We start from the raw sequence: 12372 nt of genomic DNA, 5'->3' as shown, positions 1-12372 counted from the left end.
TTAACGCACAGAGCCTCCAAATACAAGTGTATTACTCAAAAGCCTACCTGGAGAAGTCAGCATTTTGCCTCCGGCATACATACCTGAGGATGCACCACCATCCAGATTCATGGCCTGCTTCGCACCAAGCTTCTGCATTACCGCTGCCCACTCCTTGATTGTTGCCCCGGAAACGGTAGCCAGCATGACAGAACCGTCCGCCATGATCGCGATACCACTTCTGGCTCCGGAAGCATTAAGAATCTTGGCATCCTTGAAACCTTCGCTCGTCGGATTTACAGCGACCTTGCCGTCTTTCACCAGACGCGGGCCTGCTCCCACAGCAGTCACGACATCTTGCCAAGGGATCTCTTTACCTGCTGCGTTCGTGTATTTGTAATTCATTTCTACGGTTGAACCAACAGTGAAACGATCCGAAGAAGACTTTTGATTGCCTGTGAAGACCAGTACCGAGCCATTCTTAGGAATCGCAACATTGGTGTTGGGTACTTTTTTGGTCACGATGCCATTCTCCATGACTACGGCAGTACCGCCTTTAAACCCGACTGTGGCACCTCGTTCAGGCGTATACAGCATTGTAATGCTGGCATTGGCTGAAGGTGTTCGATTAATAAAAGTCGCATACCAACTGCGTGATTTGCCTTTTGTATCCGTTACTTTACCTGTCAAACTCACCTGAAGTGAATCCATAATCGCCGAGCCGTCTTCCTTAAATCCGATGGATGTTCCGTATCTTCCAATATGTATGACCTTGCCGTTTGCTATTAACATACCGTATGGATCTGGTGCTCCGTTATATGCTTCGAAAAATGCTCCGTTAATGGCTGCTTGTGCACCATAGGCTTTCACAATGGATGGCAATGTAGCCGTCTGGCCAACTTGCTTCTTCGCGAGTCCCACGGTAACCGGTGTTCCCTTCGGAATCGAAACGGTCTGTACGGTAAAATTACGTCCTGCTGCTTTTACTTTCTGTACTTTGGTGCTAATTGCTGCTTTGGCATCCACTGTCTGTGGCGCACTTACTGCTCCTGAAAGAATTACGGGCAAGGCCAGGACGAGGGCCATAGCCCCTGTCCACCACTTTTTGCCTGTTCGTACGTTCTGCTTGTTGCTCACCCTATCGCCACTCCCATCCAAGAGCCAAGGCTCTTCATCTCAAGTTGTTCAAACTTGTCCATCACCATATCCGGATCAAGACGCAATTCACAGATATCCAGCGCACAGGCAACCGGAACAGCACAATGAATCTCTGCCAGTTTGCGGGACAGATGAAGCATGTCCAGATCATTCTCAATCTTGTTGCGCACCGAAGGGGTCAGTTTATCCATGTTGCTTAGAATCCCTTCAATGGAGCCGTACTCCTGTACAAGCTTCAACGCTGTTTTCTCACCAATTCCCCGTACTCCGGGATAATTGTCACTGGCATCTCCCATCAGACCCTTCATGTCAATCACTTGACGAGGTGTCAGTTGTTTCTCTGCCATGAGCGTTTCAGGGTTATACACCATGTAGTTGCCATGACCTTTTTTCATAATAATGATACTCGTGCGGTCATTAATCAGTTGCAACATGTCGTGGTCACCCGTCAGTACCATAACATTCATATCGGTCTCTTCGGTATAATACTTAGCAAGCGTCCCGATGCAATCGTCGGCTTCGAATCCTTGTGCACCTATATTCGGAATACCCAGGCTATCCATGACTTCACGAATCAGGGCAAACTGGGGAATCAGGTCATCCGGAGCTTCGGCCCGGTTGCCTTTGTAGGCTGCATATTCTTCACCGCGGAACGTCTTACCGCCCATATCCCAACAACATACGACATGACTTGGCCCAAAAGTCTGAACCGCATCCCAGAAATAACGGATAAATCCGTAGACTGCGTTGGTAGGCAATCCTGCCTTTGTACGTCTGATATATCCGCTTGCAGATGTCGCATAAAAAGCACGGAACAACACCGCCATACCGTCTACCAGCAACAAAGTAGGTTCATTACGTTGATTCACTTGAATTTGTTCTCTCCTATCTAAATCTAGCATATAAAATATCGAAACTAATTTTATCATTATAGCATAGTTCCGCCAACCATCGTTCAGCCAAAAAAGCCCTGAATTTTGAACAATTCAAGGCTGATATTCAGCACGTTTATGCGTTATTCCATTCCTGCTCGTACGTTTCTTCCTTGAATCCAACTGTCACCTTTTCTCCGTCCGTAACAATCGGACGTTTGATCAGTCGACCATTGGAAGCCAGCAAACGAACCTGTTCATCAGCAGACATGCCTGGCAGCTTGTCCTTCAGTTGTTGTTCTTTGTACACTTCCCCGCTCGTATTAAAGAACTTCTTCACCTCGAGCCCACTCTTCTGGATCAGTTCGGTTAGTTCAGATTCAGATGGCGGTGTGTCGAAAATGGGGATTAGCTCCAGCTCATGTCCTTGCGCTTCAAGCCATTTTACAGCTTTGCGACATGTACCGCATTTGGCATATTGATATACTTTTAAGTTGCTCATGGTATGTGTTCCTCCTGTGCTCCGGTGTGGCTCCGGTTTCGACTTCCCGCTTCCCTTGGTTTGCTTCGCAAATCCAAAAGTCGCTCCAAATCGATACCATCGCCATGTAATTTTACTGATTTTTGCGAATGAGATCAAAACACACATTCGCTATATTGTTTGAATCAAGACCTTACTACGTTGCTTTAATCACTTTAAAATCATTTTATAGTTTGGACATGTTAACACATTTAATCATAAAACTACTAAACATCAGTAAATTAAAATATGAAATCATATTGATTAGCCTACGGCATGTTGTTCGGGTGCATTATAGCACCCCTCACAAACAAGATTTAAGCAAACTGCGTTGAACCTCAGGCAGAACAGGCCCAGCAGGATGGAGCGTACATAAATCTATGAAACCTACACACACAGAGGGCATATTTAAGGGAATCTAAAGACCCCTTTGCAGGCTTACTACAGCTCTTCTCTGGGTGCTGCCTCATCATTCAAACGCTGCTCAAGTGCGGCCATATCTGCTGGGAAAGGGGCCTGGAACGTTATGCGTTCTCGTAGAATCGGATGTTCGAACGTCAATTCGCGAGCGTGTAAGGCCTGGCGTTGGATCCAGCTATCCCGTTCTTCCCGAACAGCTATGGCCTGCTCATTGATCTCATGCTCAAGTAGTGTCTTGTACATCCGATCACCAATTAATGGACAGCCGATGGACGTCATATGTACCCTTATTTGATGGGTTCTGCCACTTTCCAGCTTGAGGCTTATCGCACTGGCACTGCCCCCTGACCAACGTCTTAAGGTCCTGTACAACGTTCTTGCAGCGTAACCATCAGGTGTTACGATTCGTCGGTGTGGCTCCTCAGGATCGCGGTCAATCGGCCCATCCACTGATCCTTGTTCCGGGACAGGGCTGCCGTGCACAAGTGCAATATATTTCTTATCCACTGTTCCTGCAATCATCTGTTCGGACACATGCTGATGCACATAAGGGTTCTTGGCTATGGCCAGCACACCTGACGTTTCCTGATCAAGTCGATGAATCGGTCTGAACCGGAAGCGCTCGCCCTTGGATTTCCAGTAATGCACAACCCCATTCGCCAAAGTCCCCGTGTAATGACCATGTGTTGGATGAACGATGATGCCCGCATCCTTGTTTACTATAAGCAAGTGCTCGTCTTCATACAGAACGGTAAAGGGAATAGGTTCAGGCAAAATATCATCCGATTCCTCCTGCTCCATACGAACTTCAACAACATCACCCACAGCTACCTTGACGCTAATGTATACTCGCTCTCCATTTAGCATGACACCTTGCTCCGTCAGCTTGATTTTGGACAAAAGCTTACGCGACACCAGCAGCCGGCGCTGAAGCACGGTCTTCAGCAGCCAGCCATCTTCTTGTTCGGTCACCGTGTAAACAATCGGCGAATAGTATTGGCTCATTCTTTGCGGCGGAAGACTTTTTTGCTCCGCACATATTCAATATCCGCCACCTGTTGTCTCGCATTGGCCGTCCGTGCAACCACGAAGAAGTAATCAGACAGTCGGTTTAGATACCGTCGTACAGACGGATTAATATCGGTATGTTGTCCGAGTGTTACCGTGCGACGCTCTGCGCGACGACAGACCGTACGGCACACGTGAAGAGCAGAAGACAGCTGACTGCCCCCTGGAATAATGAACCGTTCCACTTTTGGATTCTCTGCATCATACTGGTCAATCCATTGTTCCAGACGTGTAACCATTTCATCTCTCACCTTATATTTCGCCTCACTAATCTTCACGAAGGCCAGATCCGACCCGCAATCGAACAGTTCCTGCTGCACTTCCAGCAGATGTTCGCGCAGATCTTCGAATTCGCCTTGAGCAGAGTCAATAAGACTGATCGCCTGGCCAACAAAACAGTTCAACTCATCAATCGTGCCATAAGCCTCCACTCGGTCATCATCCTTGATGACGCGTCCACCGATGACCGAAGTCTGTCCTTCGTCACCTGTTCGTGTATATATGCCCATCGTTATCCCTCCAATTGGTAATATAATAATGAATACAGAAATGCCTTTTTTCAGAAACCGTATATAACTTTACACGTATATAAGAATTGGTGTGCTCTGCCGAGTATACGACAAATCGAAGCAAACCAAAAGTAAAGGAGACGATTATGCAAAACTGGATAACCGATTTCATGGAACAATACGGCTACATCGGCATTGCACTCATCATTGCTCTTGAGAACGTATTTCCCCCGATTCCATCCGAAATCATCTTGCCGTTTGGCGGGTTCATGACCACCTATACCAGTCTCACCATTCCAGGTGTTATTATCGCTGCAACCATTGGCTCCGTCCTTGGTGCTGTAATCCTGTATGGTATCGGACTTCTCATTGACGTCGAACGACTTGAGAAAATTGTGGACCGTTGGGGACATGTTCTGCGCATCAAAAAAGAAGATATTCACCGTGTCGATGCATGGTTTGACAAATATGGCATGTGGACCGTATTATTCTGCCGAATGGTCCCCCTCGTCCGTAGTCTGATCTCGATACCCGCAGGCATGTCCAATATGAAATTTGGTTTATTCCTCCTTTTTACAACCATTGGTACATTGATCTGGAATGTCATTCTTGTCTGCGTTGGTGCTGCGCTTGGCGCGTCATGGGATAGCATATTGCACTTTATGGACGTCTATTCCATCGTAGTGTATGTCATTCTCGCCATCATTGTTATCGGATGTATCATCTGGTGGATCAAACGTAGCAAAAAGCAAAAATAAAAAAGGTAGATTAATAAATAAAGCCTCCTCTCCACCAATTCGTGGTAAAGGAGGCTTCTTTATGTCACCCGTTTATCTCATCTCGCTATCGTTCATCTTCATCTCGCATGCCATGACTCTTCAGATCGATAGCCAATCCAGATACCAGCATGTACATCTTTTCAGCATGGATCTGCAACATCCGATTAACCGAAGCCATTCTCGCTGTAAATATTCGTTCTTCCTCGGTAGGATGTAATGTGCCATGCATTTCATTGGTAATCACAAGCAACTTGCCCTGATAAGACAATAGCGCATCAAGCAAAAGCTGTGTCTCTGAACGCTGATGATTCAGATCCTCTGTTGCCCTGAAACCGGCAGCCATCCAGGAGGTCAGACTGTCTACAATTACAATTCGCTGATCCGCCAAAAACAGATTGGATTCCCGATTAATCTGGGTAATCACCTCTGTCAGATGCTGACCATTTCCGGCATGAATGGCACGATAATGAGCGGATGGCAATTCGGGAATAACGGGATCATGATCACCAGTGGATAAATATACACCCTCCCGGCTAATCCCGGCAGCGTACTTGAGGGCAAACCGCGTTTTACCACTACCTATGCCGCCTGTGACCGTAATCAGCAATCCGCTTCCCTCCTTCCATAGCCATTCTGAATTTTCTTTACTCTGTCAGCGCCTTCAGCACTTTCTTGGATTCTTCGACATTGGAAGAGGACACCGGGATTGTAGCGAACAGATTGCTCGCGGCATATTCTACATCTTTAAACATTTTCATATCTTCGAGTGGTATGCCGTAAAGATGTGATTCTTGCTTGAGATCTGAACCGTCATCTCCTTCCCCTTTCTCGACCAATACACCCCCCTCAAATACACCCCGTTCAAACTTCTTGGGATCAAACGTATCATCCAGCGGAATGTTGGAGCCATTGCTACCGTATTGTTTCATATCATTTTCAGGCAAAATGAAGATGTCATGTCCTCCAGCCGCGTACTCAACCATGATTTTCTGGACATCATACATTGCACTGGTGATCACTTCCACCTTGGGTTCCTCACCCAGTTTCTGTTGCAGATTGATCTGCAACTGTTCTGAGATTACAGATGGATTTCCTTGGTTATCAATGATGAAAATGGAAAAACCATCTTTACCTCCACATCCAGCAAGCAGAAAAACGATAGAAATGATCGCAGTAAGCCCCAAAAATCTCTTCATTCCAGTTCCCCCTTTAGTCTCCTATGTCCAATATATCACAATTGTTCCACGCAAAAAAACAAGCTGGCTTATTGGGGAATTACTTTGCCTCTACACACAAAAAAGAAGACCATCTCAGGTCTCCCTTCCTAATTCGATTAATGAAACGTTTCAATCCAGCAAAAACGTTATCTTCCTTTAATCGGGTTAGCCTTCATATATTCGTTAATCTTTAGATCCAGCAAACTGCTGATTTCAATTACAATATCGGATGTGAATGATTTCTCTTCGAGGAAGATCTGTTCCATCTTGCGACGAAGCATATGAATTTCATCTTCCAAGGAAATGTCATGCAAAGATGCGTTATCGGGTTTCACCGACCATCGGTCGCCATGATCGCCTTCTGCCAGAACGTGCCCACGATTCGTCGGTAAATCATATTCAACACAAAACAAAGCTAACCCCTCCTTGGAAAAATGGTTTCCAAATATATGAAAACTTATTTCAAATTGAAATTATATCACATTATTTTGTAAAAGAAAGTTATTTTTTTCCAATGATAACAACATCACATTTGTAAATAGGTTCTACTTTAGTATTAACCCTCTTTTTGCAATTTGTAAACAAAGTTTCCGATTCGTTCCAAAGCTTCATTCAATTGGGTTACAGAAGTCGCATAAGAACAACGCAAGAAGCCTTCACCCTGAGGTCCAAAAACATTGCCGGGAACAGCAGCAACTTTATTCTCCGTTAACAATCGCTCCGCAAACAGGTCGGAACTCATACCTGTCTTTTGAATACTTGGGAATGCATAGAATGCTCCCTGAGGTTCATGACAATCGAGTCCAATATCCCTGAATCCCTGCACGATCAAACGTCTACGTTGGTTATACGATTCAACCATCCGATCTTTCTCGCCCAAACCGTTCGTCAATGCCTCAAGTGCAGCAACCTGACCCATGGCCGGTGCACACATTACTGTATACTGATGAATTTTGAGCATGGCTGCAATAAGCTCTGGATGACCACACATATAACCGATCCGCCAACCTGTCATTGCAAAAGCCTTCGAAAATCCACTTACGAGAATGGTCCGCTCCTTCATGTCAGGAATAGCTGCAAAGCTAACATGTTTTTGCGTATACGTCAATTCAGCGTAAATTTCATCAGCGATCACAATCAGATCATGTTTTTTAATCACTTCAGCAATAGGCAGCCACTCTTCATACGTCATGATGGCTCCAGTGGGATTGCTCGGATAACACAGAATAACCACTTTCGACTTTGGTGTGATGCCAGCTTCAAGTGCTTCTGCCGTTAACTTGAACTGATCTTTTGCGTAAGTTTCAACACCAACCGGTATACCGCCACCGATTGAAGCGATTGGTGAATAAGCTACGTAAGAAGGTTCTGGTATGAGAATCTCGTCGCCAGGCACGATTAATGCGCGTAAAGCCAGGTCAATCGCTTCGCTGCCACCCACGGTAACAATAATCTCATCCTTGGGATCGTATTTGGTATCAAACTGAGTATCCAGATATTCACTGATGGCTTCTCTCAACTTCGGCATACCTGCGTTGGATGTGTAGCTGGTCATGCCTCTTTCCAGCGAGTAGACACAAGCTTCACGCATATGCCAAGGTGTAACAAAATCAGGTTCACCCACACCCAATGTAATAATGTCCTTGTTGTCTCCAACCAGATCAAAAAATTTACGAATTCCGGATGGAGGTATCTGCTGCACGAGGGGTGCCAGATACGATGTCATTTTCTTGTTGTTCCCGGTTGTCTGTTCATTCACTATCATGACACATCTTCCTTTACGGCGAGATCATGAGACGGTTGTCTTCCTGATGGTCTTCAAAGATAATCCCGTCCTGCTTATATTTTTTAAGAATAAAATTCGTTTTGGTTGAAAGTACAGAGTCTATCGGAGACAGTTTCTCCGACACAAAATTAGCGACTTCACGCAGGTTGCCACCTTCTACTTCAACGAGCAGATCGTATGCACCGGACATGAGATATACGGACTTCACTTGCGGATAGAGATAAATGCGTTCAGCAATCCCTTCAAAGCCACGACCACGCTCCGGCGTGATCTGCACCTCAATCAGGGCCGTTACTTTTTCATCATCTATTTTGCTCCAGTTCACGACGGTTGCGTATTTTACGATGACGTGGTCTTGTTCAAGCTGTGCCACGGCGTTCTTGATCTTGTCTTCCGACTCCCCCAGCAGCGTCGACAGCAGTGCGGGAGTCCTTCTCGCGTCTTCCTTCAACAGATCCAGAACTTTTAATTGCAGATCGTTCAAATCTTTCATGGTTTTCCCTCCAGCGTCATCCAGGTTCCTGAAAATGAATTAATACTTATATTACATGAATTTAACGTTGATGCAAAGACAAAAGACCGCCTGCCTTGAATTCAGGCAAGCGGTGGTATGGTCTTGGATCGTTAGGTGCTTCAAACCTCTTTTGCAAAGGTTACATGTAATAAGGGTTACCGTAATTCGGTTGATGCTGAGGCACATTAGGAGCTTGGCTATATGAACTGTTCTGCGTGTTCTTTTCCTGAATGAATTGCTGACACTTCTGTTGGGTCTGGTGTGCAGACTGGATTTGTTTGTCCACATCCTGACGAAGTGCCTTGGATGAAGCGGAATACATGTTGTTTTGTTGCATCAGGTTGAACAGTTCACCTTGCAGTCTTAGGGTATCGTTCGTCAGGTCTGTAAACATTCGACGTGTCATGGGGCAGGAAGCTTCTGTTGTCGCTGTCGTATATTCGCGCGAGGTTCGTCTCAAATCTGCAAGAATCGACTTCAGCAGATCCTGCTCCTGCATAAAGGCACTATTAGGTGATTGAGAATACATTCGTTTTCCTCCTAAACAGTTATAATTTTCCTCAATTATTGAACTTGTGTCGGTGCAAGAGACTGATGTTGCTGCAGCGCATTGACAAGCGTGTTCAGATGCTGTTCATGTGACCGAACATAGTGATTCAGTGCCTGTTGAATTTGTGGATTATGTGTGATGGAAGCTGTTGCTGCACATTGCTTAATCAGCAGTTCTTCATTGGTAATCGAGTCCGCAATGTAGTTCAATTCCTTGGGACTCAGCGCTTGCATCGTATGATTCTGCATATTTCGATGGCCTCCTCGGCATAAAGTTTATGCGCAATTATTGTTAACCCGGTCACACCAAAGTATACAAATATTAATTATAAAGGAGATGTTTCTAAATGGATCTGGTAAATGGTACACCTTTCTGGCCCTCCACTTTCACTTCAACCTTTAATTATTCTGCGCTGCAAGAAGACATCTCTTGTGATTGCCTCATCATTGGTGGGGGTATGGGGGGCGCACTGACATCTAAACTACTCACGGAGCAGGGTGTTAACACCGTTGTTATTGATAAGCGAGACATTGCCCACGGCAGTAGCTCTGCCAATACAGGTCTTTTACAATATACCAATGACAAGACACTAACCTCTTGTATCAACACTTTTGGTGAAGCGAAAGGCGTACGTTTTTATGAACTTTGTCGTGAAGCCATGCAACAGCTTGCTCAAATTGCGGACAGTCTGGATACCGACCCTTGGTTTATCCCGCGAACAAGTCTTTGTTTTGCAAGTAGTGAAGATCATGTGACCCTATTGGAGGAAGAATATCAGACATTGAATCGTTATGGTTTTGAAGCTGAATTGTGGGATGCGGACAAAATAAGCAAACATTTTCCCTTTAGCAAACCCGCTGCACTGTACACCATGGGAGATGCGGAAGTGAACCCCTATCGTTTTGTTCATGCCTTGTTTGAATCCGCAATTAAGCGTGGCGCTCGAATCTATGGTCAGACAGAGATGAAACACTGTGAATTCGATGAAGATGGTGTAGTATGCCATACTTCCAACGGTAAAATACGAGCCAAAAAGGTCATATTTGCTGCCGGTTACGAGACACAGGACATCAAAAAAGATCGTGGAGCTTATCTGAAAACAACCTATGCTATTGCAACCAAACCATTGTCTGATCTTAGTGAATGGTTTGAACACAGTATGATATGGGAGACAGCACGCCCATACTTGTATATGCGTACAACACCCGACGGACGAATCATCGCAGGGGGTTTGGATGAAGAAACACCTTATGAGGATCAACGTGAAATACGGGCAAGACACCGGGGAGATACACTCCTGGAAGAGGTTCGTTCCTATTTCCCTTTAGATGAACTTGAAGTCGATTATGCCTGGGGCGCCGTGTTTGGTAATACGAATGATGGCCTCCCACTGATCGGTACACATCCCGATTATCCGCATTCATATTTTGTAGAAGGGTATGGAGGTAATGGGACCGTATACAGCATGATTGCTGCTTCCTTAATTGTCGATGCGATTACTGGCAAACCAAACCCCGATATGGATCTGTTCTCACTCACGCGTACAAGTAAGCCATCTCCTGTATAACCAACAACTGAACCAATAAAACTACAAACAGGGTACAGCATACGGAAATTTCTCTTTTCCTTAAGCTGTACCCTATTTATATATTTGAAAGTCAGCTAAGCCGAGGGCTCTTGCCCTTGCGCTCGGTTCAATAATTTGCGCATGAAAATCCATCCGATTAACGGAGAAGCCCCGAGGACAATAATAAGCCAGGTTAACATGCGTAGAGACGGAGCATTTATGACCGTCACAATGAATATGACCAATCCGCTTAGTCTGCCAAGCATCAGGCATAATTCTCTCAATACGACAAGTTCAACCCTTTTCTCCACATTTTCGCCACTCGTGCCCATCATGTCGAATCCTGCTGCTATCATCGGCAATACATACAACGGCATCGCAACAGCACTCCCAATCCCCATGATTAACAGTGTACCATAGGTTACTCTCCAGAGAAGAGGAAGGAGCACAACGAGCAGAATAAGCGCTCCAATAAACATACCTTTCGATCTGTACTGTGGTTTGAACCATTTCCCGGCTGCCCAATAACTTACTAGTGCCACAGCTGAAGTGATGAGTGAGAACTGCCCCAATTTGTACTCCTGTGCGGTGGTCAAATATACCAGCAGGGCAATCAGAAAGGCAAAGACACCTTCCCGTGCCCCCTGAGCGAATAAACCCAAGGCCAAAGCCCTCCAGGGACTATCCGGCTTGGATAACTGTATCCAGGGTTCAGACCAGCGGTATGTACCGCTCACCTTTCTTTTTTTCAGAAAGAAACTGAAGACTACCGCGATGACATAAATGACAAGTGATACCGTGAAGATGAGCCGATATCCTGTGTTGTCTGTCATGCGAGTAATAATCAGACCGGAGAACCAAGGACCTATAATCCCTGTCATTGAACCAAGTAACCCAACCCAACCATTGAATAGATCTCTGTTTTCCCGATCCGTTATTTCAAAATACACCACATTAAATGCGATCCAGAATAACCCCAGGGAACAACCCAGCAGTATACCCAAAGGCCATATCCAGTCTACAGCTTTGGAACCAGCCCAGAGGACGATCATATAAAATATGCCGGACAGCGCAGTACCAAGCCGTAGTGCACTCATTTTATTGTGTTCCTTGACCCATTTGCCAGCAAGCCAGAATGTCAGTCCAATGGCCAATTGCTGGCTGAGAGTGAACCACCCCAACATGGCGTAATCCGGACGGCTTTTCCACAGAAACACATTCAAAAAGGTTCCCGACAATGCTCCGGCTAACGCAAACAATCCATTCACGCCCAAAAGCAGAATGGATTGTCGGCCTAAAGTAATCTTCATCTGCTCCTCCTTCATCCACCTGAAAGTGAAATGTGTACAGGTAGGTCTTAGGGTTAACGTACCCCAAGCAAGAGGAAAACATGATGAATCTTCAGGATTGCTTTGAAATTGTGGTTCGTATCT

At 45.6% G+C, this 12372-nt stretch carries 15 protein-coding genes; 2 read left to right on the top strand and 13 right to left on the bottom strand.

Translation table 11 applies throughout. From position 1 onward, the window contains the following. The 5 genes from ACTHPG_RS04120 to ACTHPG_RS04100 form a co-directional block, all read right to left on the bottom strand. The gene (locus tag ACTHPG_RS04120) at nt 1-1116 is read right to left on the bottom strand and encodes a phosphodiester glycosidase family protein (RefSeq protein WP_440387877.1); all 1116 of its coding nucleotides are present in this window, start codon (nt 1114-1116) and stop codon (nt 1-3) included. Next, the gene (locus tag ACTHPG_RS04115; protein WP_017689620.1) at nt 1113-2006 is read right to left on the bottom strand and encodes a 5'-3' exonuclease; all 894 of its coding nucleotides are present in this window, start codon (nt 2004-2006) and stop codon (nt 1113-1115) included. Before ACTHPG_RS04115 ends, ACTHPG_RS04120 begins: the two co-directional genes overlap by 4 nt. 139 nt (nt 2007-2145) lie before the next feature. Further along, nucleotides 2146-2511, bottom strand: coding sequence for an arsenate reductase family protein (locus ACTHPG_RS04110; RefSeq protein ID WP_440387876.1), 366 nt, complete (start codon nt 2509-2511; stop codon nt 2146-2148). A gap of 459 nt (nt 2512-2970) precedes the next feature. Continuing rightward, nucleotides 2971-3954, bottom strand: a complete 984-nt coding sequence (locus ACTHPG_RS04105) for an RluA family pseudouridine synthase (RefSeq protein ID WP_440387875.1) — start codon at nt 3952-3954, stop codon at nt 2971-2973. Beyond that, a complete protein-coding gene (locus ACTHPG_RS04100) occupies nt 3951-4526 on the bottom strand; it encodes a cob(I)yrinic acid a,c-diamide adenosyltransferase (RefSeq protein WP_440387874.1) in 576 nt (191 codons plus the stop codon). Before ACTHPG_RS04100 ends, ACTHPG_RS04105 begins: the two co-directional genes overlap by 4 nt. Before the next feature lie 146 nt (nt 4527-4672). On the opposite strand from ACTHPG_RS04100, the gene ACTHPG_RS04095 reads away from it, so the two are divergent. Then, a complete protein-coding gene (locus ACTHPG_RS04095; protein WP_440387873.1) occupies nt 4673-5284 on the top strand; it encodes a DedA family protein in 612 nt (203 codons plus the stop codon). A gap of 85 nt (nt 5285-5369) precedes the next feature. Here the strand turns inward: ACTHPG_RS04095 and ACTHPG_RS04090 are convergent, their stop codons facing one another. The 7 genes from ACTHPG_RS04090 to ACTHPG_RS04060 form a co-directional block, all read right to left on the bottom strand. Continuing rightward, nucleotides 5370-5912 carry a bifunctional adenosylcobinamide kinase/adenosylcobinamide-phosphate guanylyltransferase gene (locus tag ACTHPG_RS04090; protein WP_440387872.1) on the bottom strand — a complete coding sequence of 181 codons (543 nt, stop codon included), beginning with the start codon at nt 5910-5912 and terminating at the stop codon, nt 5370-5372. A 37-nt stretch (nt 5913-5949) separates the two neighbouring features. Then, entirely contained in the window at nt 5950-6501 is a 552-nt protein-coding gene (locus tag ACTHPG_RS04085) for a hypothetical protein (RefSeq protein ID WP_440387871.1), read from the bottom strand. A 167-nt stretch (nt 6502-6668) separates the two neighbouring features. Then, nucleotides 6669-6890, bottom strand: coding sequence for an aspartyl-phosphate phosphatase Spo0E family protein (locus ACTHPG_RS04080; protein WP_440390124.1), 222 nt, complete (start codon nt 6888-6890; stop codon nt 6669-6671). A 188-nt stretch (nt 6891-7078) separates the two neighbouring features. Continuing rightward, nucleotides 7079-8287: an aminotransferase class I/II-fold pyridoxal phosphate-dependent enzyme gene (locus ACTHPG_RS04075; RefSeq protein WP_036610094.1), complete on the bottom strand. Its 1209-nt coding sequence runs from the start codon at nt 8285-8287 to the stop codon at nt 7079-7081. 13 nt (nt 8288-8300) lie between these two features. Then, nucleotides 8301-8801, bottom strand: a complete 501-nt coding sequence (locus ACTHPG_RS04070) for an Lrp/AsnC family transcriptional regulator (protein WP_024628343.1) — start codon at nt 8799-8801, stop codon at nt 8301-8303. Between the two features lie 160 nt (nt 8802-8961). After that, entirely contained in the window at nt 8962-9351 is a 390-nt protein-coding gene (locus ACTHPG_RS04065; RefSeq protein WP_440387870.1) for a spore coat protein, read from the bottom strand. Between the two features lie 35 nt (nt 9352-9386). Then, nucleotides 9387-9620, bottom strand: coding sequence for a hypothetical protein (locus ACTHPG_RS04060; protein ID WP_421897751.1), 234 nt, complete (start codon nt 9618-9620; stop codon nt 9387-9389). Nucleotides 9621-9718: 98 nt separating this feature from the next. On the opposite strand from ACTHPG_RS04060, the gene ACTHPG_RS04055 reads away from it, so the two are divergent. After that, nucleotides 9719-10939, top strand: coding sequence for an NAD(P)/FAD-dependent oxidoreductase (locus tag ACTHPG_RS04055; RefSeq protein WP_440387869.1), 1221 nt, complete (start codon nt 9719-9721; stop codon nt 10937-10939). Nucleotides 10940-11034: 95 nt separating this feature from the next. Here ACTHPG_RS04055 and ACTHPG_RS04050 read toward each other — a convergent pair whose 3' ends face one another. Beyond that, nucleotides 11035-12249, bottom strand: coding sequence for an MFS transporter (locus ACTHPG_RS04050; RefSeq protein ID WP_440387868.1), 1215 nt, complete (start codon nt 12247-12249; stop codon nt 11035-11037). Nucleotides 12250-12372: the final 123 nt, after the last annotated feature.

The organism is Paenibacillus sp. SAF-068 (genome assembly GCF_051967555.1).
In the GTDB taxonomy this organism is placed as follows: Bacteria; Bacillota; Bacilli; order Paenibacillales; family Paenibacillaceae; genus Paenibacillus.
This window is presented reverse-complemented; position numbering and strand designations above follow the sequence as displayed.